The sequence below is a fragment of the Nocardioides speluncae genome (assembly GCF_003121585.1).
Lineage (GTDB): Bacteria > Actinomycetota > Actinomycetes > Propionibacteriales > Nocardioidaceae > Nocardioides > Nocardioides speluncae.
The window spans coordinates 96,152-119,066 of record NZ_QEOO01000047.1 but is presented as its reverse complement, the minus strand read 5'-3'; the positions used below and the strand labels follow the sequence as shown (position 1 = coordinate 119,066).

Here is a 22,915-nt window from a genome sequence, read left to right as displayed (position 1 = left end):
GGGTCAGCTGAGCTTCAGTGTGTACCGCATCTCGGCTGGGTGCGGCGCCCACGGCGCCTCCTGACGGTCCGCGGTCGCTACCCAGCCGAGGTGTTCGTAGAGGCCGCGGGCACGGGTGTTGTCGACCAGGCACCAGAGCTCGGCGAGGTCGGCGCCGCGGCCCCTGATCGCGGCGGTCGCCATCTCCGCCGCCGCTCGGGCCAGGCCGGTCCCCCACGCGTCGGGGTGTACGGCGAGGTGGCGCAGCGTGGAGCTGTCGTAGGCCACGAACGCCACCGGCTTCGCGCCGCCGGCCAGCCAGGTCTCGGCGTCCGGGTCGGCCAGCACCAGGTGCCAGCGTGCCAGTACGTCGTCGGCCGGGAACGGGTACCGCTCCGGCGGGAAGACGTGGCCGAGCGCAGCCAGGTTGGCGGCCCGCTCCAGCTCGGTGAGCGCCGGCGCGTCGGCGTCGGTCGCGCGCCGCCAGCCGGTCACGGCCGGCCGGCCTCCGTCCAGGCCTCGTGCTTGGCGCGGGTGCGATCCCACAGCGCCCGGAGCGCGTCGTCGTCGACACCCTGCAGCGAGAGCCGGAGACCGTCGGCGAGCGCCGCCCGCCACTCCGGGTACGCCGTGACGTCCTGGGCCGTCGTACCGTCGGCCTGCATCCGGGACAGCACGCAGCCGCGCAGGATCTCCACGCCGGTTGCGTCGCGCCGGAGCACGGCGAGCAGCTTCACGAACCCCGACTGCGGGCTGGTCGAGAGCACCGTGTGGGCTGCCGCGACCGTCGCCCGGTCGGCCGGCTTCTCGGTGACCACAACGCCGTGGAACGAGCCGGCCGGGTGGTGCTTGAACGTCCAGGCAGCGGGACCGTGGGGTCTCCCGCTTGCCTGGCTGCCGAAGGCCGCGCCGATCTCGTAGCGGAAACCGGCCTCCTCGTGCTCGCCGCGCATCAGCCGCAGCGGCTCAGCGAAGCCGTCGCCCAGGCCGACGTCGACCCACCAGTGGCCGCCCGGGTTCTCCTCTGTCGGCAGCTTCGAGACGACCAGCACCAGGTGGTTCAGCCCGCCGTCCGGCTTGGAGTCGGTCGGCGAGACGTGGCCGTGGCGCCGGGTGACGGCGTACCCCAGGGAGGCGAGGAGCACCTCGAACGCGCCGTTCTGGTGGAAGCAGTAGCCGACCCTGCCGCCGTCGGCGATCCGGGCCACGGTGGCGTCGGGATCGACGTCGGGCGGGGCGCCGAGCTGGATGTCGAGGTTGTCGTAGGCCAGCCGCTCCAGGTGCGCACGGTGCAGCGCCCTGAGGTGGTCGAGCGTGGGCGGTGGCGGCTCGTCGTACCCGATTCTGAGCAGGTACGCCGCCAGCGCGGGGTCAGTCGTCGTCCGCATCCAGGCCTTGCTCGATGGCGTAGCGGGTGAGCTGGACGCGGTTATGCAGCTGGAGCTTGCGCAGCGTGTTCTGGACGTGGTTCTGGACGGTCCGGTGGGAGAGCACGAGCCGCTCGGCGATCTGCTTGTAGGACATCCCCTTGGCGACCATCTTGAGCACCTCGGTCTCGCGCTCGGTGAGCTGCGGGGTGCCGTCGTCGGTCTTCTCGGGGCCGTCGGACAGCCGCCGGTACTCCCCCAGCACCAGCCCGGCGAGGCCAGGAGTGAAGACAGTGTCGCCCTGCGAGACCCGGCGTACCGCCGTGAGCAGCTCCTCGCGGGACGCGGACTTCACCAGGTAGCCGGTCGCGCCCGCCTTGACCGCGTCGAGCACGTCGGACTGCTCGCCGCTCGCGGACAGGATCAGCACCCGCACGCTCGGGTCCTGGCGGACGATCTCGGCGGTCACCTCGACCCCGTTGGGCGCCGGGATCTGCAGGTCGAGCACCACCACGTTGGGCCGCGCCGCGGGGAACCGGGCCAGCGCCTCCTGCCCGTTGGCGGCCACACCGACCACCTCCAGGCCGGCGGCCTGCAGGTCGCGCTCCACGGCGTCGCGCCACATCGGGTGGTCGTCGACCACCATCACCCTGATCGGACTCTCGCTCACGGGCTGCAGACTATCCGCTGGTCCCTGGCGAGGGTGGCAGCGACGACGGAAGCGAGGGCGGCAGATAGCGGCCGCGCCGGTGCACCAGCGGGTCGGGGTCCTCGCCGAGCACGACGTGCTCGACCGTGCAGGTGACCAGGGCCGACCAGCCGGCGGTGCTGAGTTTCTCGAGTACGACGCCGGCCCAGGTCGTCGTACTGGCCAGCCGCGGCCCCCACTCGGTCTGCTCGAACTCGGCCTGCTTGAACGCGCCGCCCGGTGCCGGCGCGATCCCGGCGAAGACGTCGGCGAGCTGGTGGTGCGGCCACCGGAGCAGCTGGACGACCGCGCGTTTGGTCTCCTCGAGCGCCTCGCACAGGTCGGAGTCCGGGTCGAGCAGCGCCAGCACCCGCGACGGCTCCCCGCCGGCCACCATCAGGCTGCTGACCGTCAGCCCCGCACGGGCGGTGCCGACCCCGCTGGTCCACAGTGACACCACCCCGCCGACCCGCCCCCGGAGCCGGCGCCCCGGGTCCCGGCTCGACTCCGGCTCCAGGAACGGGTGCTCGCTGTGGATGCTCACCCGCATAGTCTCGCCGACCCGGCCCGCCTTCACATCCCAGGCCGCCGACCCGGCCGGTGTTGACGCCTCAGACCGCCGACCCGGCCCGTGTTCACGCGCCGTGTCGCGGGTTAGCGCGGGACGGTGAGCTCCCACTCTGTCCCGAATGAGCCGGTGCTGAGGTCGGCGGTGCCGCCGAGGTCGCGCATTCGGCCCTGGATCGACTCGGCCACGCCCAGCCGGCCGTCGCGCGCCGCCTGCTCGAGTCGGCCGCTCGGGATACCCGGCCCGTCGTCGCGGACGGTCACCACGACGGTGTCGCCGAGGTCCTCCAGCAGCACCCAGGCCGAGGCGTCCTCGCCGACGTGCCGGGCGACGTTGTCGAGGCAGGCCCGGGCCACGGCGAGCAGCTCGGTACCGACGTGAGCGGGTACGACGACGCTGGTGCCGGGGGTGGCGACGTTGACGTGCGGCGGGCGGTGTCCCTCGAGCAGGTCCAGCTGCTCGGCGAGGTCGAGGGTGACAGCTTCGGGCAGCTCGCGCAGCCCCGCGTCGTGCCGCCGGATCAACGTCCGCAGCGCCACCTCCTGCTCGCCGGCGAGCCGGCCGAGCTCGGCGGTCTCGCCGCCGATCTCGGCGCCGCGTCGCTGCACCAGCGCCAGCACCTGCAGCACGCCGTCGTGTACGACGCGTGCCAGCCGGGCCCGCTCGTCCGCGGCGGCGGCCGCGCGCTCGGCCCGGTCCCGCTCGACCGCCATCCGCTGCACCTGCTGGGTCATGTAGCCGACGATCGGGCCGCCGATCATCAGCAGGAACAGGTTGCCGTAGTTGGTCTGGCTGAAGTCGGACCGGATCGAGACGTCGGAGACCGTGATCACCGTGCTGGCGATCAGTCCGCCGACCCAGCGCCAGTGCAGCGCCCAGGCGAGCACCACGACCATCACCCAGTAGCCCGGGATCGTCGCGTTGAAACCCTCGCCCTTGACCAGCGGCGTCAGCAGCAGGGCTGTGGCGGCGAGCGCCAGGTCGGCGACCAGCAGAGCCAGGACGCGCCGGCTGCGCTCGGCGTACGCCCAGATCGCGAACGCGGTCCAGGCCAGCATGCAGCCGATCACCACGACCGCCCAATTGGGGTGGTCGAAGTTGTCGCGGCGGAAGATGTTGAGCCCGACCGCGTTGACGGTGACCACGACCCGGAGCACGGCGAGCGCGCGGTACAGGCGGTCCTCGACCGCGATCGCGGCGGGTGCGGAGTAGTTGGTGTCAGACACGGACAGCGGCTGTCAGGATGCCTTGCGGTCGGTGCCCGGGTCGGGCTTTCCGGCCTTCTTGGCGTCTTCCTTGGCGCGGGCGGCGTACTTGTCGACGTACTCCTGGCCGGACAGCCGCATGATCTCGTACATGATCTCGTCGGTGATCGAGCGCAGGATGAAGCGGTCGCCCTCCAGGCCCTCGTAGCGCGAGAAGTCCAGTGGCTTGCCGAACACCACGTGCGGCCGGGTGAGGCGGCCGAACTTCTTGCCGGGCGGCGCGACCACGTCGGTGCCGACCACCGCGACCGGGATCACCGGCACCTTCGCCTCCAGCGCGATCCGGGCGATGCCGGTCTTGCCGCGGTAGAGCTTGCCGTCGTGGGAGCGGGTGCCCTCCGGGTAGATGCCGAAAAGGTCGCCCTTGTCGAGGATCCCCTTGGCGGTGATCAGCGCGCCTTCGGCGGCGTTGGCGCCGGAGCGGTCGATCGGCACCTGGCCGGACCCCGAGAAGAAGGTCTTCTGCAGCCAGCCCTTGATCCCCGGCGAGGTGAAGTACTCGGCCTTCGCCACGAACGTCACCCGGCGCGGGATCACCAGCGGCATGAACAGCCAGTCGGAGTACGACAGGTGGTTGCTGGCCAGGATCGCGGCGCCTTCCGGCGGCACGTTCTCGATCCCGTCGGCCGTCGGGCGGAACACCACCCGCAACAACGGGCCGAGGAAGATGAACTTGAGCGCCCAGTACAACAACCCGATGCCTCCTCAGCGTCAGTTCCGTCGGCTGAACCCTAGGCTATGTCGGCCGGCTGCCAGCCGGCATTCGGCGTGAGACGACCTGTGCCGTCCGCCACCTACGGTTCCCATTGTGGGCCACAATGACGTCCATGACCGTCCAGCCGCATGCGACGCCGTACTCATCTTCCGCCCGCCCCGAGCTGACCGGGGGACGCTCGATCGGCGTCCTGCTCAGCCACGGCTTCACCGGGTCGCCGTTCTCGATGAAGCCGTGGGGCGAGTACCTCGCCGACAAGGGGTACGCCGTGGAGGTGCCGCGGCTGCCCGGCCACGGCACCACCTGGCAGGAGATGAACCGCACCTCCTGGGCCGACTGGTACGGCGAGGTGTCGCGCGTCTACGAGAAGCTCGCCGCCAACCACGACGCGGTCGTCCTCGGCGGGCTGTCGATGGGTGGGGCGCTGGTGCTGCGGCTGGCCGCCGACCACCCCGACCAGGTCGCCGGCGTGCTGCTGGTCAACCCTGCCGTCGCCAGCGACCGCAAGGACCTGCTCGCCGTACCGGTGGTGAAGTACGTGCTGCCGAGCCTCGGCGCGATCGGCGCGGACATCAAGAAGCCGGGCACCGACGAGCACGCCTACCCGCGGACCCCACTCAAGGCGCTGGACACCCTCGTGAAGGCCTGGAAGCCGCTGCGCGCGGACCTCGGAAAGGTCACGGCGCCGGTGCTGATGTTCCGCTCGGTCGACGACCACGTCGTCGACCCGTCGTCGAGCAAGATCATCCTGTCCACGGTCGGGTCGAAGGAGGCGAACGAGGTGCTGCTCGAGGACAGCTACCACGTGGCCACCATCGACAACGACGCCGAGCGGATCTTCACCGAGTCCGCCGAGTTCATCGCCCGGGTCACCGCTTGATCTCGGTTGGGTCGGGTTGGGGTCAGGACCAGACGAGTGATTCCAACGGATCGCCGTCGCGGCGCGGCGTCCGACGCGTGCGATGGCAAGGCGGCGGAGGGAGGCGGGCCGGTGGCCCGTCGACCGACGCCAACGCAGCCAGCGTGCGTGCCGGGCGTCGCGCAGCAGGCGAGCCGTTGGAATCACTCGTCTAGGCTCGACGACGTGAGCGGGAGCAGCGGCAGCACCGAGGACGAGGCCTGGCGGGAGATCGTCGAGAACTACGGCGAGCGCGCGGCCGTCGACGAGAGCGAGCGTCCCCAGGAGGTCGTCGAGCTCCCCGATCTCGACAAGCTCGACGAGGACGACCTCGACGAGCCCGGCGACCGCGACTACCTCGACGTACTCGACGACGCCGAGGAGGCCGAGCGGTTCGTGCCGCCACCACCGCCGCCGCTCCCCCGGACCACCCCGCAGCGCTTCGTCGCGTGGCTCGGCCTGATCGCGGCGCCGGCCGCGCTGCTGATCTGCCTGGTGGCCGGGATGCTGCCGCCCGACTGGGTCTCGTTCAGCCTGGTCGCGTGGTTCCTCGGCGGCTTCGGGTACCTGGTCTGGCACATGCCCAAGCACCCGAACGACCCATACGACGACGGCGCTCGCGTCTGACCCAGGGCGACTGGTTACCCTGCATCAGTGAACGCGAGTGAGACGGTCGAGATCAGCGGCCACCTGATGGACAGCGGCATCCTGTCGCGGGTCCTGGACGACATCCGTGAATACGGCGGCGACTACGTCATCGAGAAGTTCGACGTCGGTCACGAGGCAGCCGACACCTCCCACGCCAAGATCGTGGTGAGCGCGGAGGACGACGAGGCGCTGCAGCGGCTGCTGATGCGGCTGCAGACCCGCGGAGTGAACCAGGTCGACCCGGGCGAGGCGTCGGTCGCGCCGGCCGAGGCCGACGGCGTACTCCCCGACGGCTTCTACTCCACCACCAACCTCGCCACCAAGGTCCGCCTCGGCGGCCGCTGGCTGGACGTCGAGAATCCCGAGATGGACTGCGGCCTGATCGTGGAGTACGCCGACGGCGGCGCGGCGCCGCGGGTTTACACGCTTCCGATGGCCGACGTGAAGACCGGCATGAACGTCGTGTGCGGCGCGTCCGGCATCAAGGTCGTGGTGCCGCTCGTCGACAAGAGCTCGGAGTCGTTCGGGTTCATGGAGTCCGACGTGTCCTCGGAGAAGCCGCAGGCGGTGCTGGTGCGGCAGGTCGCCGACGGCATGCGCGAGGCCAAGGCGCAGGGCAAGAAGGTGCTCTGGGTCGGTGGCCCGGGCGTGGTCCACACCGGCGCGGCGCCGGCGATGGTGCAGCTGGTCAACGCCGGCTTCGTCGACATCCTGTTCGCCGGCAACGCGCTGGCCACCCACGACATCGAGTCGGCCCTCTACGGCACCTCGCTCGGCGTCGACCTGGCGATGGGCCGCGGTGTAGAGCACGGCCACGAGCACCACATCCGGGCCCTCAACACGATCCGCAAGCAGGGCTCGATCCAGGCCGCCGTCGACAGCGGCGTACTGACCGGCGGGATCATGCATGCGCTGGTGACCCAGGGCAAGGAGTTCGTGCTGGTCGGCTCGGTGCGCGACGACGGACCGCTGCCGGACGTCTACACCGACGTGATCGACGGGCAGCGCGCGATGCGCGCCAAGATCGCCGACGTGGGCTTCTGCCTGATGGTGGCGACCATGCTGCACTCGGTGGCGACCGGCAACATCCTGCCGGCCTCGATCCCGCTGGTGTGCGTCGACATCAACCCCGCGACCGTCACCAAGCTCGCGGACCGCGGCTCCTCGCAGGCCCGCGGCATCGTCACCGACGTCGGACTCTTCTTGGAGCAGCTCGCCGTCGAACTGGTCCCGGAGTACCGCCGAAGCTGAGCTTGCGGGGTCGCAGGCCGCGCCAGGCGATCCGGGCCAGGTCCGCGGCCCCGACCAGGCCGGCCTCGGGGCCGAGGCGCGCACGTACGACGGGTGGTACGTCGCGGTGCTCGGCCCCGACCAGCGAGCGGAGCAGCCCGTTGCGGGCCGGCTCCAGCAGCCGGTCGCCGGCGGCCGACACTCCCCCGCCGATCACGATGCACTCCGGGTCGAAGGCCGCGGCCAGGTTCGCGAGGCCGATGCCGAGCCAGTCGCCGACCGACGCGAACGCCTGCCGGGCGACCAGGTCGCCCTCCTCGGCCGCCTCGGTGACCATCGGCCCGGTCAGCAGCTCGGGCCGGCCGCCGCAGAGCTCCTCCAGCAGGGTCGGCTCGGTGCCGATCCGGGACCGGGCGAAGCGCACGAGCGCGTTGCCGCTGGAGTACTGCTCCCAGCAGCCGTAGCGCCCGCACTCGCACCGCTGACCGTCCGGCACCACCTGCATGTGGCCGAACTCCCCGGCCATCCCGTTGAAGCCGCGGTGCACCCGGCCGTCGATGATCAGGCCGCCGCCGATGCCGGTGCCCATGGTCACCACGATCGCGGTCTCGGCACCGCGCGCCGCGCCGTACCGCCACTCGGCCCAGGCCGCGGCGTTGGCGTCGTTGTCGAGGAGTACGGCGGTCCCCCAGCGCTTCTCCAGCCGGAGCCGGACGTCCTCGCCGCGCCACGGCAGGTGCGGGGCGAACATCACCCGGTCCCCCGCCCGGTCTACGAAGCCGGCGGCGGCCAGGCCGACACAGGTGATCGGCGAACCGTCGGCGACTGCGGTGACCGCCGCGTCCAACGCGTCCTCCAGCAGCCGGACGTCGACCGACCGACCCGGCGTGGACCGGCGCGCGGTGCGGACGACGCGCCCCTGCTCGTCGACCACCCCGGCGAGCACCTTGGTGCCGCCGACGTCGACACCGATCGTGAGATCCATAGCCCCAGTCTCCCGGGTCGGGTCCCTGAGCGGGCCAAGGGACACGGCGTACTGCAGCCTTGGCGGTACGATTCGTATACAGATATTCTTTTCTGTATACGAATCGTCCCACACGCAAAGGGTGAATCCGCATGAGTGCGAGTGACCCCATCCGGCCGAGCGCCGCCGAGCGGTACGGGCTCAGCCGGACTGGTCTGTATCGGCGTGCACGATCCGGGGAGCTCGAGCAGTTCAGCCGAGGCCGCTACCGGCGCGCGGACGCGGCCACCACCAATCTGGACTACCTCGAGATCGCGTCACGGCGGCCTGAGTCCACGCTCTGCCTGGCCAGCGCCCTCGCGTTTCACGACCTGACCGACATCATCCCCTCGAGTATCGAGATCGCCATCCCTCGCGGGACTCGGGCGCCGGTCGTCGGTGCACCGGTCACGTGGCACTCGTTCGATCGGGCCACGTTCCAGCTCGGCCGTACGACGCTGCCGATTGACGCCACCTCACTGAGAATCGGCATCTACTCGCCCGAGCGCTCGATCGTTGACGCCTTCCGACTGCGCGGCCAGGAAGGCTACGAGCTCGGGCGGGATGCGCTCCGCACCTGGTTGCGCGACGGCGGCAAGCCGGCCGACCTGATGTCAGTCGCGACCCAGCTACCGCGGGCGGCCGGACCGGTTCGGCAGGCGCTGGAGCTGATGGCATGAAGCCGGCGAGGAGACCTACCGCGAGATCCAACGGCTGACCCGAGGCCTGGCCGTCGACACAGGTCGCCGGCCGAACGTCGAGGAACAACTCACCCGACACGCCCTGGAGTCGTTCCTCGACCGGCTGGCCCGCACCAACCATGCCGACGCATTCGTGCTCAAAGGCGGCATCCTGCTGGCGGCGTACGGCATCCGTCGGCCCACCAAAGGACGTCGACGCCGAAGCCATCCACACATCGGTGACCGTCGAGCGTCTGGTCGCTGTCATCCGTGATGTCTCGGCCGTCGTCGTCGACGATGGAGTCGCGTTCGACCCCACCTCCGTTCGCGGCGAGCCGATCCGCGACACCGCCGAGTATCCCGGCCTCCGGATGCGGTCAACGCAGCCATCCACACCTGGCGCCGCACGATCGTCTGGGATGTCTCGACCGGTGACCCGATCGTCCCTGCGCCGCGGATCGTCCGGCTTCCGCGAGTCCTTGGCCCCGACCTCCGGGTGCTGGGGTACGCGCCGGAGACCGTGGTCGCGGAGAAGGCGGTCACGATTCTTGAGCGTGGAACCACCAGCACTCGATGGCGGGACTTCGTGGACATCGTGCTCGTCAGGAACCGCTGCCAGCTCGACCCTGCCGCGATGGTGGAGGCAGTCCGTGCCGTCGCCACCGCCCGTCGTGTGGCGCTCCGCCCCATCGGCGAGGTCGTCGACGGCTACGGCGCGATCGGCCAGGCACGGGTGGCGCGCCTGGATCCGTAAGGCTGGCCTTGACGGCATCGTCCACGACGACCTCGATCGGCAGATGCGAGCGGTCGCGGCCGCCGTCGACCCGTTCTTCGAGGCACCCGCTCGGGAGTGATGCCGGCTATCAGCGCCGCCGAGCCAGGTCGGCAACGCCGATCAGGCCGGCGGTGTTGCCGAGCCGGGCGGGACGGATCTCGAGCTGAGGTCGGTACGAACGGCCGGTCAGGTTGGCCTCGAACGCGGCCCTGATCGGGTCCAGCAGCAGGTCACCGGCCTCGGACACGCCGCCTCCGATCACCGCGACCGCCGGGTCGAGGACGGCCGCCAGGCTGGCGATGCCCTCCCCCAGCCAGCGGCCGAGCTCGGTCAGCTGCTCGATGGCGAACCGGTCGCCGGCGCGCGCCGCCTCGGTGATCAGCGGCCCGGTGATCTTCTCGGGGTCGCCGCCGGCGCGGTCGAGGAGGTCGCGGGCGATCAGCGAGCCCCCGGTCGCGGCCTCGCGGGCGGTACGGACCAGCGCGGTGCCACTGGCGTACTGCTCCCAACAGCCGCGGTTGCCGCAGCCGCACAGACGGCCGTTGCGCTCGACGCGGAGGTGGCCGATCTCGGCGGCCACCCCGAAAGCACCACGGTACGGCGCGCCGTCCAGCACGATCCCGCCGCCGACGCCGGTGCCAACCGTGACCAGCAGCAGGTCGTCGATGTCGTGGCCGGCGCCGTACTGGAACTCGCCCCAGGCGGCCGCGTTGGCGTCGTTCTCGACCACAACCGGCAGGTCGAGCCGGCGCTCCAGGTCGGACTTGAGCGGCTCGTCGCGCCACGCCAGGTTGGGCGCGAACAGCACGGTGGCCCGGTTACGGTCGACGAAGCCGGCCGCCCCTACTCCGACGCACTCGATCTCGTGCCGGCTCCGCAGGTCGTTGACCAGCTCCTCGATCGCCGACTCGATGGCATCGGTGTCGCGCGCCGGCGACTCCACCCGTGCCTCTTCGAGCACCTTGCCCTCGTCGTCGACGATGCCGCCGGCGATCTTCGTGCCCCCAACGTCGATGCCGCATGACAGCCCCATCCGCTAATCGTCCTCCCACTCCGAGTCCAGATCGATGTGCTCGACCCTGTCACGGCGTGTCGCTGGGTCGTCGTTGTCGGCCGGTGGCGTCGCCACCGCGGTCATGATCGCGGACGCGGCCTGCATCAGGGACGCGGCCGCAACGACCAGGTGCTGGCGGACCTCCGGGCTGCACTGGCGTACGGCGTGCACGGCGCGGCAGATCGGGCAGAAGGTGCACTCGGGAGCACCGTTGGCGAAGTTCTGGTCGACTGCGTCGGCCAGGCCATGGCCCGCGTCGCTGCCGTGCTCGCGCGCCCAGGTGGAGAACGCGCCGAAGAGCTTGGCCGCCTCCTCAGCCACACTGCCGACGTCGTCGCCGGTGCCCTGACCAGCCTTCCGGTCTCCCTCGACCCCGTCGGCCATCACGCGCGAACCTCCTCGAACTTCACCTGCAGCTCGCCTTCGTCGACCCGGGCGGCGGTGACCTTCTGCCGGGCCAGCCCGGACGGCAGCGTCAGCAGCCGCCGGTAGGAGCCGACGGTGACCACCAGCTCGTCGCCGTTGCGGGCCAGGTCGACCTCGGCCTTACGGACGAACGGCAGCGTCAGCCGCATCACCGACCCGGTCGCGCTGCGGGTGATCCGCAGCGGGCCGCCACCCGCCGGCGCGGCGAGCGGGTCGTGGCCGCCGTACACCTCACGGGCCATCTCGGTCAGCGCGGCCACGCCCACCGGCTCGGCGGGGCGGTACACCGAGCGCCAGACCGGCAGCCCCGCGAACGACTCGTCCACGTCCTTGAGCACGCCGCGCTGGGCGGCCACCCAGCCCGCCCGCCACTCGTCGTCGCCGGCCTCGGGGAAGACCCGGTTGGCGACCACGCCGTCGACGGTGTAGCCGAACAGCGAGAGCGTGGTGAACGAGCGCCGGGCCTCGGCGAGGACGACGTTCTCCGGGGTCAGCACCAGCCGGACGCTGGCGTTGGGGCCGCTCAGCAGCTCCTGCACCTCGTCGAGCTCCTGGTGCAGCCGCTCGACGGCGTCGAAGACGGTGTCCTCGGGCATCGGCACACCGGCCGCCCGGGTCAGCACCGGCTTGAGGGCCTTCACCACGCGCCGCTCGACCGGCAGCACCCGCTTCATGTACCAGCCGAGCGCCTCGGGCAGCGCCAGCAGGCGGAGCGTCTCCGCCGTAGGCGCGCAGTCGACCACGATCACGTCCCACTTCCCGGAGAGCGCGTGCAGCCGCAGCTCGAGCAGCGCCAGCACCTCCTCGGCGCCCGGGATCACCGTCAGCTCCTCGGCGGCCACCCGGTCCACGCCGGCGACGTCGAGCACCGACAGCATGTAGCCCTGGATGTCGGCCCAGGACTGCTCGAAGCGCAGTTGGGCGTCGACCTGCTGGACGAACAGGTTCTCGGCGACCTTGGTCGGCTCCGAGCCGACGGCGGCACCGAACGCGTCGGCCAGCGAGTGGGCCGCGTCGGTGGACAGCACCAGGGTGCGGAGCCCGGAGGCGGCCGCGAGCGCGGAGGTGCCGGCGGCAACGGTGGACTTGCCGACGCCACCCTTGCCGGTGAACAGGAGGATGCGCATGTGTTCGGGTTGGACCTGTCTGCTCTCGTTGGGCGGTCTTCTTGGGGCGGGTCAGACCAGCGACTCGACGCGTTTCTTCAACCCCGAGAGTGCCGTGTCGATGAGGATCTTCTCGCCCTTGCGCTTGAGCATCCCGATCAGCGGAATGGTCACGTCGAGCGACAGCCGGTAGGTCACCTCGGTGCCCTTGCCGGAGGGCCGCAGGATGTAGGCGCCGTCGAGCGACTTCAGGATCTTGCCCTGGACCAGGGTCCAGGTGACCTGGCGGTCGTCGTCCCAGATGTAGGACAGGGTGTACTCGTCCCTGATCGGCGGCACGTCGAGCTCGAAGAAGACCTCGCGGGCGCGGCCACCGGATGCTTCGGCGAGGACGTCGGCGGTCTTCACGCCCTTCGCCCATGCCGGGTACGCCGGGAAGTCGGCGATCACGGCCATTACCGCGGCCGGTGGTGCGTCGACGACGATCGAGGAGGCCGTCTGTTCGGCCATCGAGGAGCCCCCTGGGATCTCGTGTGGGCTGAGGTCGCCGAGCGTACCGGATACTGGAGGTACGGCGCCGTGGCGGGCGCCATACTCTCGTCGCGATAACCTGCGACGAGCAGCCCGTCACCCAGCAGGGTCACGCTCCAGTCCCGGGAGGCATATCTTGCGCGAGTTCTCCACGCCGATGACGATCGCCGTTCCCACCACCGGAAACCTCACCGACGACGTGGCCGGCAACGGCCGCGACCACCCCGACTCCGTGATGTTCAGCAGGCAGTCGGGCTCGGGTCTGGTCGACGTCACCGCCGCCGAGTTCCTCACCGAGGTGCAGGGCGTGGCCAAGGGGCTGGTGGCCGCCGGGATCGATGTCGGCGACCGAGTAGCGCTGCTCTCGAAGACCCGATACGAGTGGACGCTGCTCGACTATGCGATCTGGTTCGCCGGCGCTGTGACGGTGCCGATCTACGAGACCTCATCGGCCGAGCAGGTGCAGTGGATCCTGCAGGACTCCGGTGCCAAGGCGGTCGTGGCCGAGGGTGCCGACCACATCGCCCGGATCGTCGAGGTGCGGCCCAGCCTCGAGCAGCTCAACAACGTCTGGTCCTTCGACGACAACGCGGTGGAGGTGCTGACCGCGCTCGGCGCCGACATCACCGACGAGGAGCTCGAGAAGCGGCGTACCACCGCGATGCCGAGCGACCTGGCCACCCTGGTCTACACCTCGGGCACGACCGGCCGGCCCAAGGGCTGCCGGATCACCCACGGCAACTTCATGTTCGAGCTCGGCGTGGCCGTCGAGGAGCTTGCCGACCTCTTCGACGACGAGGAGGCCGCGACCCTGCTGTTCCTGCCGCTGGCCCACGTGTTCGCCCGGATCGTGCAGATCGGCTGCATGAAGAAACGGGTCCGGCTCGGCCACTCCTCCGACATCAAGAACCTGGTCGCCGACCTCGGCGAGTTCCGGCCGACGTTCATCCTCGGCGTCCCCCGGGTCTTCGAGAAGGTCTTCAACACCGCCTCCCAGCGCGCCGCTGCCGACGGCCGGGGCCGGATCTTCGACCGCGCCGCCGAGGTCGCCATCTCCTACTCGCGCGCCCTGGACCGGGGCCGGGTGCCGCTGCGGCTGCGCGCCCAGCACGCGGCGTTCGACAAGCTGGTCTACGGCAAGCTGCGCGACGCGCTCGGCGGCCGCTGCACGTACGCCGTCTCCGGCGGCGCGCCGCTCGGCGAGCGGCTCGGCCACTTCTACCGCGGGATCGGGCTCAACGTGCTGGAGGGCTACGGCCTCAGCGAGACCGCCGCCGCGATCACCGTCAACCTGCCGGACGCGCAGAAGGTCGGCAGCGTCGGCCGGCCGCTGCCCGGCGCCGCGGTCCGGGTCGCCGACGACGGCGAGCTGCTGTTCAAGGGCGGCCAGGTCTTCGACGGCTACTGGCACAACGACGAGGCCACCGCCGCCGCGCTCACCGACGGCTGGCTGCACAGCGGCGACGTCGGCGAGGTCGACGACGAGGGCTTCGTCCGGATCACCGGCCGCAAGAAGGAGATCCTGGTGACCGCCGGCGGCAAGAACGTCGCTCCCGCCGTACTCGAGGACCGGCTGCGCGCCCACTACCTGGTCAGCCAGTGCATGGTCGTCGGCGACGGTCAGCCCTTCATCGCCGCGCTGGTCACCATCGACACCGAGTCGTTCCCGGCCTGGGCCGAGCGGCACGGCAAGAAGGGTGCGATCGCCGACCTGGTCGACGACCCGGACCTGCGCGCCGAGGTCGAGGCCGCGGTCGAGGACGCCAACAAGGCGGTCTCCAAGGCCGAGGCGATCCGCAGGTTCACGATCCTCCCCGCCGACTGGACCGAGGAGGGCGGTCAGCTCACCCCGAGCCTGAAGCTGAAGCGCAACGTGGTGATGCGGGAGTTCAAGGACGACGTCGCCGACCTCTACCGGTAAGCCGCTACCGCTCGCCCATCCGGCGGGCGATCGCGACCCGCTCGAGGGTGGTCGGGTGGCTGCCGAACCACCAGTGCGACCAGCCGGGTGGTGTCGGGTCGGCGAGCGACCGGACCGCGAGCCGCTTCTGCATGGCGATGAACGCGCCCGGGTCGTTGGTGAACCGGAGCGCATCCACGTCGGCGCGGGTCTCGATCTGGCGGCTGATGCCGTTCTCGACCGGCGCCGCGGCGAAGGTGGCCAGCGCCGACAGCGCCAGCACGAGCGGTACGGCGGTGACCACGGCCAGGCCCTCGGTGCCGGTGCGGCGCCGTACCACTGAAGCGCCGGTGACCAGCCCGAGCAGGCCGACCGCGAGCAGGGTCCCGGAGGCGCCGAGCAGCGACCCGGCGAGCACGTCGTCGTGGCGGGCGTGTGCGAGCTCGTGGGCGACCACCGACAGCGCCTGGTCCTCGGGCAGGTCGTCGACCAGGTTGTCGTAGAGGACCACCCGCCGGGTCCCGCCGTAGCCGGAGACGTAGGCGTTCAAGGTGGTGGTCCGCCGCGACGCGTCCGCGACCAGCACGTCGTCGACCGGGACTCCCTCCTCCTCGGCCAGCTCCAGCACCTGAGTGCGCAGCGAGCCGTCCGGAAGCGCCTCGAAGTTGTTGAACAGCGGCTCGACCAGCACCGGGTAGGCGAATGAGCCGGCCATCACCAGGGCCGCCAGCACTCCCCCGGCCACCGCCGGCCACCGCCGCTCGAAGCGGCGGGCACAGGCGACCAGCGCCATCAGCGCGAGCGACACCACCACGACCGACAGGGCCAGGCTCTTGGCCTGGTCGACGGCGTACGCCGACAGCGCTTGGTGGGTCAGTCCGACGTCGAGCCGGCGCTCGCGCTGGACCAGGGAGAACGGCAGCGTGGCCACTCGCCCGATCAGCAGCACCGCGGCCGTGCCGAGCACTACCTGGACCCACCACCACCCGGGCAGCCGCTTCATCAGCCGGGATCCGAGTGGGGTGAGGCCGAGCAGTAACGACACCGCCAGCGAGACCGCCAGCGAGGCCAGGCCTATCTGCAGGGTGCCACCGGCGTAGTCCTCGGCGCTGGCGACCTGCTTCGGGCTCAGTACGTCGCCCACGGGCGCCGCGGTGACCGCGCCGCCGGGTATCGGCCCCCAGGGCACCAGCAGGGCGGCCAGTACGACGAAGGCGCCGCCGCCGAGCAGGGTCACGATCAGCGCGGTGGCGCGGTCCGGCGTACTCACGCGGCCAAGTCTTCCAGCCGCGCCTGCCAGGCGCGGGTCAGCTCCTGCTCGGTCATGCCGAACACCGCCGGCAGCGCCTCGGCCAGCGCCGTACCGGACGCGACCTGGCGGTAGAACCGGACCAGCTGACCCTCGCTGCCCTCCTCGGCCAGGGTCACGCACGCCAGCCAGGCCGCCTCGTAGGCGGCGCCGAGATGGGTGGTCCGGGTGTCGAACTCGGCCTGGTCCGGCAGGTGGTCGGGTGGGCCGTCCTCGCGGACCTGGCGGGCGATCTGGGCAGCGGTCACCGAGACCGGCAGCCGGACGTCGCGCAGCGCGACGTAGTCGGCGAAGCCCTCGAGCAGCCACAGCGGAACGTTGGTGGTGACCGCGTCGGTGGCGACGTGGGCGGCCTCGTGGCTCATCACCACCTGGGCGCCCTGGGCGCGCAACGAGCCGAACACGGCCGGGTTGACGAACACGTGGGCCGAGGTGCCGGGTGCCGTCGAGCCGTCCGGCGTGGTGGTGACGGCCGCGATCGCGGCGTACTGCTCGGGCGTGGCATTGAGGGCGGCATGCAGGCCGTCGACCGAGGCCGGCACCTCCACGACAAGGCCGCTGTCCCAGTCGGTCAGGACCCTACGGACCACGGGTACGGCGGCGCGCGCGTAGCGGGCGTAGTTGTCGGTCTCCTCCGCCGGCGCCGCGGCGAGGACCAGCGTGCTCGCCGTACGGCGAACCTCCAGGCGGTTGGTCAGCCACAGCGGCGACCGGCGCTGGTGGCCACCCGCGGACACGAAGGCCGCGCGGTCACCGTCGGACGTCAGCGTGAACGACACCTCGGTCGCCGTCGGGGTCGCGTCGAACCCGGCGAACTGCCAGGTCGTCTCCGCCGCGACTACCCAGGTCCCCTCGCTGCCGGCGGCCTCGTCCTCGTCGACGTATCGCAGCGTGAAGTCTCGTACCTCGAGCGCCCGGGCGTTGTCCACGATCGCCGTCAGCCGGTCCGCGGCCGCGGCGTCGCCGTCGGCGGCGAGCGCCGCGGCGGCCTGCTTGTCGCGGTCGGTCACCGCCTGCTGCAGGTCGCCGAGCAGCTCGGCCGACGAGTCCATCCGGTCGGCCTGGGTGGTCGGCCGGGGCCGACCCGGGTCCTGGTCCTTGCTGCCGCCGTCGTCGCGCAGGACCAGCCAGGAGGAGACGGCGGCGACGCCGAGCACGAGCAACAGCGAAAGGCCGGCCACCCACCAACGTGGGCGACCGGCCTTGTCGAGTGCTTCTGGCTCAGCCAGGGCGGACCGCACCGGAGTACGGCATCAGGTCGATCGGGTCGATCCGGACGCCCCTGCTCGGGTTCGACGCGTGCACGATCTGGCCGCCGCCGATGTACATCGCGACGTGGCTGACCGGGCTGTAGTAGAAGACCAGGTCGCCGGGCGCCAGGTCGCTCTGGCTGACCGGAGCGCCGTCACCCATCTGCGAGGACGACGAGCGGGTCAGCGCCACGCCGGCCTGCGCCCACGCCATCATGGTCAGGCCGGAGCAGTCGAACGCGTCCGGGCCCTCGGCGCCGTACACGTAGGAGTCGCCGACCTGGGCGAGCGCATAGGCGACCGCGGCCTTGGCCCGGCCGGACACGGGTACGTTGGGCAGCGGCTGGTCGCCACGGCTCGGCGGCGTCATCTCGTCGAGCTCTTCCGCCTCGAGCTCGCCGAGCAGCTCCTCGGCCTCGTCGAGCTTGTCGTCGACGATCTTCTTGTCCTTGCCGAGCTTGGCCTTGACCTTGGCGATCTCCTTGGCCTGCTCCTGGGCAGCCTCACGCCGGATCTCGAGCGCCTCGAGCTCGGTGGAGAACTTCTTGAAGCGCTGGGTCTGCAGGTCGTTGTACGCCGACATCGTCGACAGCTGCGAGAGGAACTTGGACGGGTCGTCGGACACGACGACCTCGCCGACCGCGGACAGGTTGGCGCCCTGGTACTGGCGGACGATGGAGTCCTCGACCTGGCCGCGGGCCTGGTCGAGCTTGGTCTGCTGCCGCTTCTGGTCGGCCTTCAAGCGGCGAAGCTGCTTGTCGAGGCTGGCCAGCTCCTGCTTGGCGTTGAGGTACCGCTCGTTGGCCTTCTCGGCCTGGTGGTAGAGACGGTCGACCTTGGCCTGGACATCGTCGATGTCCGGGTCTGCGTAGGTGGGGGTGGTGGGGACGATGCCAACTACTGCGGCGGTGGCGAGTCCGGTCAGGACAGTAACGAAGCGCTTCCGGCCGTGAATCACGAGCGGACGTTCTCCCTCTTTGTCGACGCCTACCAGGTGAGCTGACGGGTTCGGGCCGACAAGCCCTACACCAACTCCACCCGAGCGTCACCACTCGCGCCTTGTTGGCGATTCACCCCAGGGAAGATGTGGTTCCCCGGCTCCGGACCCACGGGCTTCCCCGCTCGCGGCTCCAGACTCGGCGCGGCGCCCGCGCAACCGGTCTAGCTGCTATGACGGGCACCTGAGCAAGGGAGACTAGCCGCAGGCAAGGCACGCAGCAAACCCCGGACGGCATGTCTTTAGGGTGATTTTTCCCGGTCCTACCCGGCGGTTTGCACGTTCAAGCCGACTCGATGTCGGGATTGGGCACGGATGTGACCATTCGTAACGGTGGAACCAGCCCGGACTCGGCGAGCACCCCGAGCGCCTTCTGCTCGTCGTCGTCGAACCCCAGTTCCGGTGGCGGCCCCAGCAGCGCGGTCACCACACAGTCGTGGCAGTGCAGGCCACGCACCAGGCAGCTGTCACAGTCGATTCGTATCGTCATGGTCAGGACCCTCCCAGCCACCACCGACATTTTCGTTCCGGCGTGTCGCACCCCCGCGTGTCGCGACCCGGCCCTTGTTCACGCCGCACGCCGCCGACCCGGTCCGTGTTCACCCCGTACGACGCCGACCCGGCCCTTGTTCACGTGGTACGCCGCCGACCCGGCCCGTGTTCACCCCGTACGACGCCGACCCGGCCCTTATTCACGCGTTCGGCCGTGAACACCGGCCGGGTCGGCGCAATCTCGCGTGAACACCGGCCGGGTCGGCGCATCCAGGCGTCGACACGGGCCGGGTCAGCGGTTGATAACGGCGATCAGGGCCTCGGCGTCGATGGAGCGGGCACCGGCCTTCACCACGTCGGTGGCGACCTCGCGGTCGCTGGTGACGACCACCACGACCCGTCCGCGCGGCTCGGCGTCGACCAGCTCGCGGATGATGTCGTCGGCGATCACGCCCTCGGGGCTGAACAGCACCTTCACACCGCGCGGCGGGTTGACCAGCGGCCGGCTTGAGGTCGCGGCGGCGTCGAACACCACGGTGGTCTCGGCACCGCTGCGGGCGACCAGCGGGGCGACCCCGTTCAGCAGCCGAGTCCGCTGCGCCTCCAGTGAGGACGACGGCCACGCCTCCTTGCTGACGTTGTAGCCGTCGACGATCAGCCGCGGCCGGGGCAGGGCGAGGTACTGCTCCAGCAGCGCCGGGCTGGACGGTCCGAGCGCGCCAGCAGCGGACGGCTGCCGCACGCCCTGTTCGGCGAGTGTGCTCTCGACCCGGTCGGCCGGCGCACCGGACACCGTCGGCAGCGCCAGCTCACGGCGCAGCCCGGTGGCCGCGTCGAGCAGGGTGTCCAGGAGCAGCCGGGCCCGCACGGTGGCGTCGTCGCGGTCGGCCCGGACGTCACGGCGTACGGCCGACGCCGCCTCCTGGAGCGCGGCGAGCTGGCCGCGCAGCCGCCGGATCTCGATGACGCTGGCCGACTGGCCGGCCTCCAGCTCGGCGCGTAGCCGGGTCAGCTCCTCGATGTCGGCGGCGGCCTTCTCGGCGCCGGCCTTCTCCTGCACCCGCAGCTCACCGAGCTTGCGGCGCAGCGTGACGTTCTCCGCCTTCAGCCCTTCGACCTGCTCCTTGTGCTGAGTGCGCTGCTGGCGCGCCGCGGTCTCGGCATCGGCGAGCCGCTCGCGCAGCCGCTCCAGCTCCGACGCGTCCTGCTCGCTCAGCGCGGCGTCCTGTCTGGCCTGGGTCTCGCGGCTCGCCGCGGCGACCAGCTCGGCCCAGCCGTCCGGCCGCAGCAGCCAGGCGAGAGCGGCGACGTCGACCGGATCGGCCGTGGCTGGCGCCGTACCTCCGGCCACCGCGGCCGACAGCTCGGGCACCGCCGCCGACACCTGTACGCCGACACTCTCGCGGAAGTTGTCGTCGCCCTCCAGCGCGACCGAGATCTGGGTACCGCCGAGCCGTGCGCGCCGCGCCGGAGCGAACGCCGCGACCTTGCGCAGCGACGGCGGCAGCTGCGGCACCGACGGCAGGGCGTCGGATGCGAGCGCGACGATCCGCAGCCGCACGGGTTCTGGCAACGGCTCGGTCATCGCGACGCCGGGTCCTCCAGGGCCGCGGCCTCGGCCCGGTCGACCAGCTCGACCGCGTCAGCGCGGCCACACCACCGGCAGCTCACCTGCTCCACCGTCTCGTCCTTCACCTCGACCTCCTCGACCTGGTGCTCGCCGGCCAGGTCGAAGTGCCAGAACTCGGTGGTACGGCGAGTCCTGGTCACGTCGAACCGGGTCAGGTTGCCGCAGCCGGCACACCGCCAGCGGTGCGTCGCGTCGGGGATGGTCGCGGTCACAGGCGTCTCCATCTTCTGGTTCGTCGTTCCAGCAAGCGTATGCGCGAACAGGCTGAGAGGCCCTGAGGCGGGGCGCGGCGTCGCCGTACTGTCGGTGGCCGCATCTAGCGTCTTGTGTCATGAGCATGAGGTGGGCGGAGCAGCGCAGCTTCGACGAGCTCGGGCGACCGTTGCGCGACCTCACGTTCTGCGTGGTCGACCTGGAGACGACCGGCGGGTCGGCCGGCGGCGGGTCGATGATCACCGAGATCGGCGCAGTGAAGGTGCGTGGCGGCGAGCAGCTCGGCGAGTTCCAGACGCTGGTCAACCCCCACACCCAGATCCCCGCGTTCATCGCCGTCCTCACCGGGATCACCAACACCATGGTCGCCGACGCGCCGCCGATCGAGTCCGCGCTGCCGGCGTTCCTCGAGTTCGCCCAGGGCAGCGTCCTGGTCGCCCACAACGCGCCGTTCGACGTTGGCTTCCTGCAGCACTTCGCCCGGCTTCAGGAGCGACCGTGGCCGGCGTTCGAGGTGCTCGACACGGCTAAGGTGGCCCGCCGAGTGATCACCCGCGACGACGCGCCCAACTGCAAGCTGTCCTCGCTGGCATGGCTGTTCAACTCCGGCACCACGCCCAACCACCGCGCGCTCGCCGACGCCCGCGCGACCGTCGACGTGCTCCACGGACTGATGGAGCGGCTCGGCGGCCTCGGCGTCCACACGCTGGAGGAGCTGCAGACGTTCAGCTCGCGGGTCTCCCCGGCGCAGCGCCGCAAGCGCTACCTCGCCGAGTCGCTGCCGCACGCGCCGGGCGTCTACCTGTTCCGCGACGCCCGCGAGCGGGTGCTGTACGTCGGTACCTCGCGCGACCTGCGCACCCGGGTCCGGTCCTACTTCACCGCGTCCGAGACCCGCTCCCGGATGGGCGAGATGGTGGCCGCCGCCGAGTCGGTGACCGCGGTCGAGTGCGCGACGACGCTGGAGGCGCAGGTGCGCGAGCTGCGGCTGATCGCCGAGCACAAGCCGCCGTACAACCGTCGCTCGCGGTACCCGGAGAAGGTGCACTTCGTGAAGCTGACCCGCGAAACCTGGCCGCGGCTGTCGCTGGTGCGCCGGGTGCTCGACGACGAGGCCGACTACCTGGGGCCCTTCGGGTCGCGCAAGACCGCGGAGAAGTGCCTGGCCGCGCTCCACGAGACGTTCCCGGTCCGCCAGTGCTCGGGCCGGATGGCCAAGGAGCCGTCGGGGTCACCGTGCGTGCTCGCCGAGATGGATCGCTGCCTGTCACCGTGCGACGGCAGCGTCGACGCGGTGGCGTACGCCGCGATGGTGCGCCAGCTCCGCGACAACCTGCTGCGCCGTCCCGACGACGTGGTCGAGGCGATCAACGACAAGATGACCGCGCTGGCCGCGCGTGAGCGCTACGAGGAGGCCAGCGTGCACCGCGACCGGCTGGCGGCGTTCGTCCGCGCGGCGGCGCGGACACAGCGGCTCAGCGCGCTGACCCGCTGCGAGGAGGTCGTCGCCGCGCGCCGGGAGGACGACGGCCGTTGGGCGGTCCACGTGGTCCGCCACGGCCGGCTGGCCGCGGCCGGCGTGATCCCCCCGGGCGAGGACGCGCATGCCTTCGTCGGCGTACTCCGCGCCTCGGCCGAGTCCGTGCTGCCCGCCCCCGGACCGCTCCCGGCCGCGAGTGCCGAGGAGACCGAGAAGGTGCTGAGCTGGCTGGAGTCCTCCGGCATCCGGCTGGTCGACATCGACGGCGAGTGGAGCTGCCCGGTCGGCGGCGCCTCCCGCCACCTCGCCCTCCACGACGCGGTCAACCAGTCCCGGCTGACGCTGGTGCCGTTCGACGAGCGGCGCGACCTGGCACCGGTCCATCAGCCTGCGAGGTAGCTCGCGAGATAACGTGACGCCATGATCACCGCCATCGTGTTCGTCAAGGCCGACGTGGCCCGGATCCCCGAGGTCGCGGAGGCACTCGCGGCGCTCGACGGAGTCAGCGAGGTCTACTCCGTGACCGGGCAGATCGACCTGATCGTGCTGGTGCGGGTGCGCAACCACGACGACATCGCGGCGGTCGTCGCCGACCGGCTCAACAAGGTCGAGGGTGTCATCGAGACCGAGACGCACATCGCGTTCCGCGCGTACTCCCGCCACGACCTCGAGTCGGCGTTCTCACTCGGCGCCGAGTAGCCCACCGTCACC

Annotated in this window: 25 protein-coding genes and 1 riboswitch; of the genes, 8 read left to right on the top strand and 17 right to left on the bottom strand. The window is 71.3% G+C overall.

Annotated elements, in window-relative coordinates:
- Window positions 1–3: 3 nt before the first annotated feature.
- From DDV73_RS25025 to DDV73_RS25000, 6 genes are all read right to left on the bottom strand, one after another.
- Window positions 4–474, bottom strand: a complete 471-nt coding sequence (locus DDV73_RS25025; RefSeq protein WP_161962529.1) for a GNAT family N-acetyltransferase — start codon at window positions 472–474, stop codon at window positions 4–6.
- Window positions 471–1,367, bottom strand: coding sequence for an arylamine N-acetyltransferase family protein (locus tag DDV73_RS25020; protein ID WP_109509997.1), 897 nt, complete (start codon window positions 1,365–1,367; stop codon window positions 471–473). Before DDV73_RS25020 ends, DDV73_RS25025 begins: the two co-directional genes overlap by 4 nt.
- Entirely contained in the window at window positions 1,351–1,992 is a 642-nt protein-coding gene (locus DDV73_RS25015) for a response regulator (protein WP_109510012.1), read from the bottom strand. Before DDV73_RS25015 ends, DDV73_RS25020 begins: the two co-directional genes overlap by 17 nt.
- 34 nt (window positions 1,993–2,026) lie before the next feature.
- Window positions 2,027–2,578: a flavin reductase family protein gene (locus DDV73_RS25010; protein ID WP_206051079.1), complete on the bottom strand. Its 552-nt coding sequence runs from the start codon at window positions 2,576–2,578 to the stop codon at window positions 2,027–2,029.
- 110 nt (window positions 2,579–2,688) lie between these two features.
- Complete coding sequence (gene macS, locus DDV73_RS25005; RefSeq protein ID WP_240617468.1) at window positions 2,689–3,828, bottom strand: MacS family sensor histidine kinase; 1,140 nt, start codon at window positions 3,826–3,828, stop codon at window positions 2,689–2,691.
- Between the two features lie 12 nt (window positions 3,829–3,840).
- Window positions 3,841–4,560 (bottom strand): lysophospholipid acyltransferase family protein, encoded by a 720-nt coding sequence (locus DDV73_RS25000; protein WP_109509995.1) that lies wholly within the window; start codon window positions 4,558–4,560, stop codon window positions 3,841–3,843.
- A 134-nt stretch (window positions 4,561–4,694) separates the two neighbouring features.
- Here DDV73_RS25000 and DDV73_RS24995 point away from each other — a divergent pair, with 134 nt between their 5' ends.
- The 3 genes from DDV73_RS24995 (at window position 4,695) to DDV73_RS24985 (ending at window position 7,379) form a co-directional block, all read left to right on the top strand.
- A complete protein-coding gene (locus DDV73_RS24995) occupies window positions 4,695–5,462 on the top strand; it encodes an alpha/beta hydrolase (RefSeq protein ID WP_109509994.1) in 768 nt (255 codons plus the stop codon).
- 204 nt (window positions 5,463–5,666) lie between these two features.
- Window positions 5,667–6,107 carry a hypothetical protein gene (locus DDV73_RS24990; protein ID WP_109509993.1) on the top strand — a complete coding sequence of 147 codons (441 nt, stop codon included), beginning with the start codon at window positions 5,667–5,669 and terminating at the stop codon, window positions 6,105–6,107.
- 27 nt (window positions 6,108–6,134) lie between these two features.
- On the top strand, window positions 6,135–7,379 hold the full coding sequence (locus DDV73_RS24985; protein ID WP_109509992.1) for an ornithine cyclodeaminase, nickel-pincer nucleotide-dependent: 1,245 nt from the start codon (window positions 6,135–6,137) through the stop codon (window positions 7,377–7,379).
- Here DDV73_RS24985 and DDV73_RS24980 read toward each other — a convergent pair.
- Window positions 7,312–8,343: an ROK family glucokinase gene (locus tag DDV73_RS24980; protein WP_109509991.1), complete on the bottom strand. Its 1,032-nt coding sequence runs from the start codon at window positions 8,341–8,343 to the stop codon at window positions 7,312–7,314. The genes DDV73_RS24985 and DDV73_RS24980 overlap by 68 nt on opposite strands.
- 131 nt (window positions 8,344–8,474) lie before the next feature.
- Here DDV73_RS24980 and DDV73_RS24975 point away from each other — a divergent pair, with 131 nt between their 5' ends.
- Together DDV73_RS24975 and DDV73_RS24970 are read left to right on the top strand one after the other, a co-directional pair.
- On the top strand, window positions 8,475–9,041 hold the full coding sequence (locus DDV73_RS24975; protein ID WP_109509990.1) for a type IV toxin-antitoxin system AbiEi family antitoxin domain-containing protein: 567 nt from the start codon (window positions 8,475–8,477) through the stop codon (window positions 9,039–9,041).
- A gap of 388 nt (window positions 9,042–9,429) precedes the next feature.
- The gene (locus DDV73_RS24970) at window positions 9,430–9,795 is read left to right on the top strand and encodes a nucleotidyl transferase AbiEii/AbiGii toxin family protein (RefSeq protein WP_240617472.1); all 366 of its coding nucleotides are present in this window, start codon (window positions 9,430–9,432) and stop codon (window positions 9,793–9,795) included.
- 109 nt (window positions 9,796–9,904) lie between these two features.
- Here the strand turns inward: DDV73_RS24970 and DDV73_RS24965 are convergent, their stop codons facing one another.
- The 4 genes from DDV73_RS24965 to DDV73_RS24950 are packed head-to-tail and all read right to left on the bottom strand — an operon-like array spanning window position 9,905 to window position 12,912.
- Window positions 9,905–10,849: an ROK family glucokinase gene (locus tag DDV73_RS24965; protein ID WP_109509989.1), complete on the bottom strand. Its 945-nt coding sequence runs from the start codon at window positions 10,847–10,849 to the stop codon at window positions 9,905–9,907.
- A gap of 3 nt (window positions 10,850–10,852) precedes the next feature.
- On the bottom strand, window positions 10,853–11,254 hold the full coding sequence (locus DDV73_RS24960) for a hypothetical protein (protein ID WP_109509988.1): 402 nt from the start codon (window positions 11,252–11,254) through the stop codon (window positions 10,853–10,855).
- The gene (locus DDV73_RS24955) at window positions 11,254–12,423 is read right to left on the bottom strand and encodes an ArsA family ATPase (protein ID WP_109509987.1); all 1,170 of its coding nucleotides are present in this window, start codon (window positions 12,421–12,423) and stop codon (window positions 11,254–11,256) included. The genes DDV73_RS24960 and DDV73_RS24955 overlap by 1 nt, the downstream gene beginning before the upstream one ends.
- A gap of 51 nt (window positions 12,424–12,474) precedes the next feature.
- Window positions 12,475–12,912, bottom strand: a complete 438-nt coding sequence (locus DDV73_RS24950) for an SRPBCC family protein (RefSeq protein WP_109509986.1) — start codon at window positions 12,910–12,912, stop codon at window positions 12,475–12,477.
- A gap of 157 nt (window positions 12,913–13,069) precedes the next feature.
- On the opposite strand from DDV73_RS24950, the gene DDV73_RS24945 reads away from it, so the two are divergent.
- Window positions 13,070–14,854: an AMP-dependent synthetase/ligase gene (locus DDV73_RS24945; protein ID WP_109509985.1), complete on the top strand. Its 1,785-nt coding sequence runs from the start codon at window positions 13,070–13,072 to the stop codon at window positions 14,852–14,854.
- 4 nt (window positions 14,855–14,858) lie between these two features.
- On the opposite strand, the gene DDV73_RS24940 is transcribed toward DDV73_RS24945, so the two are convergent.
- The 6 genes from DDV73_RS24940 to DDV73_RS24915 form a co-directional block, all read right to left on the bottom strand.
- Complete coding sequence (locus DDV73_RS24940; protein ID WP_109509984.1) at window positions 14,859–16,103, bottom strand: M48 family metallopeptidase; 1,245 nt, start codon at window positions 16,101–16,103, stop codon at window positions 14,859–14,861.
- On the bottom strand, window positions 16,100–17,323 hold the full coding sequence (locus DDV73_RS24935) for a hypothetical protein (protein ID WP_154402902.1): 1,224 nt from the start codon (window positions 17,321–17,323) through the stop codon (window positions 16,100–16,102). The genes DDV73_RS24940 and DDV73_RS24935 overlap by 4 nt, the downstream gene beginning before the upstream one ends.
- A 40-nt stretch (window positions 17,324–17,363) precedes the next feature.
- The gene (locus tag DDV73_RS24930; protein WP_109509982.1) at window positions 17,364–18,350 is read right to left on the bottom strand and encodes a C40 family peptidase; all 987 of its coding nucleotides are present in this window, start codon (window positions 18,348–18,350) and stop codon (window positions 17,364–17,366) included.
- Window positions 18,351–18,360: 10 nt separating this feature from the next.
- Window positions 18,361–18,523: riboswitch (cyclic di-AMP (ydaO/yuaA leader) on the bottom strand.
- A 149-nt stretch (window positions 18,524–18,672) separates the two neighbouring features.
- The gene (locus DDV73_RS24925; protein ID WP_109510010.1) at window positions 18,673–18,879 is read right to left on the bottom strand and encodes a hypothetical protein; all 207 of its coding nucleotides are present in this window, start codon (window positions 18,877–18,879) and stop codon (window positions 18,673–18,675) included.
- Window positions 18,880–19,173: 294 nt separating this feature from the next.
- Complete coding sequence (locus tag DDV73_RS24920) at window positions 19,174–20,466, bottom strand: NYN domain-containing protein (RefSeq protein WP_109509981.1); 1,293 nt, start codon at window positions 20,464–20,466, stop codon at window positions 19,174–19,176.
- Entirely contained in the window at window positions 20,463–20,723 is a 261-nt protein-coding gene (locus tag DDV73_RS24915) for a hypothetical protein (protein WP_109509980.1), read from the bottom strand. The genes DDV73_RS24920 and DDV73_RS24915 overlap by 4 nt, the downstream gene beginning before the upstream one ends.
- A gap of 119 nt (window positions 20,724–20,842) precedes the next feature.
- On the opposite strand from DDV73_RS24915, the gene DDV73_RS24910 reads away from it, so the two are divergent.
- Together DDV73_RS24910 and DDV73_RS24905 are read left to right on the top strand one after the other, a co-directional pair.
- Entirely contained in the window at window positions 20,843–22,603 is a 1,761-nt protein-coding gene (locus tag DDV73_RS24910) for a DEDD exonuclease domain-containing protein (protein WP_109509979.1), read from the top strand.
- A 21-nt stretch (window positions 22,604–22,624) separates the two neighbouring features.
- Window positions 22,625–22,903, top strand: a complete 279-nt coding sequence (locus DDV73_RS24905) for an Lrp/AsnC family transcriptional regulator (protein WP_109509978.1) — start codon at window positions 22,625–22,627, stop codon at window positions 22,901–22,903.
- The last annotated feature ends 12 nt before the right edge of the window (window positions 22,904–22,915 follow it).

Excerpts from the sequence above, each read along its gene's own strand:
- DDV73_RS25020 (WP_109509997.1), bottom strand. The coding sequence starts at position 1,367 with ATGCGGACGACGACTGACCCCGCGCTGGCGGCGTACCTGCTCAGAATC.
- DDV73_RS25015 (WP_109510012.1), bottom strand. The coding sequence starts at position 1,992 with ATGGTGGTCGACGACCACCCGATGTGGCGCGACGCCGTGGAGCGCGAC.
- DDV73_RS24995 (WP_109509994.1), top strand. The coding sequence starts at position 4,695 with ATGACCGTCCAGCCGCATGCGACGCCGTACTCATCTTCCGCCCGCCCC.
- DDV73_RS24980 (WP_109509991.1), bottom strand. The coding sequence starts at position 8,343 with ATGGATCTCACGATCGGTGTCGACGTCGGCGGCACCAAGGTGCTCGCC.
- DDV73_RS24975 (WP_109509990.1), top strand. The coding sequence starts at position 8,475 with ATGAGTGCGAGTGACCCCATCCGGCCGAGCGCCGCCGAGCGGTACGGG.
- DDV73_RS24965 (WP_109509989.1), bottom strand. The coding sequence starts at position 10,849 with ATGGGGCTGTCATGCGGCATCGACGTTGGGGGCACGAAGATCGCCGGC.
- DDV73_RS24960 (WP_109509988.1), bottom strand. The coding sequence starts at position 11,254 with ATGGCCGACGGGGTCGAGGGAGACCGGAAGGCTGGTCAGGGCACCGGC.
- DDV73_RS24955 (WP_109509987.1), bottom strand. The coding sequence starts at position 12,423 with ATGCGCATCCTCCTGTTCACCGGCAAGGGTGGCGTCGGCAAGTCCACC.
- DDV73_RS24950 (WP_109509986.1), bottom strand. The coding sequence starts at position 12,912 with ATGGCCGAACAGACGGCCTCCTCGATCGTCGTCGACGCACCACCGGCC.
- DDV73_RS24925 (WP_109510010.1), bottom strand. The coding sequence starts at position 18,879 with ATGACGATACGAATCGACTGTGACAGCTGCCTGGTGCGTGGCCTGCAC.
- DDV73_RS24920 (WP_109509981.1), bottom strand. The coding sequence starts at position 20,466 with ATGACCGAGCCGTTGCCAGAACCCGTGCGGCTGCGGATCGTCGCGCTC.
- DDV73_RS24910 (WP_109509979.1), top strand. The coding sequence starts at position 20,843 with ATGAGCATGAGGTGGGCGGAGCAGCGCAGCTTCGACGAGCTCGGGCGA.
- DDV73_RS24905 (WP_109509978.1), top strand. The coding sequence starts at position 22,625 with ATGATCACCGCCATCGTGTTCGTCAAGGCCGACGTGGCCCGGATCCCC.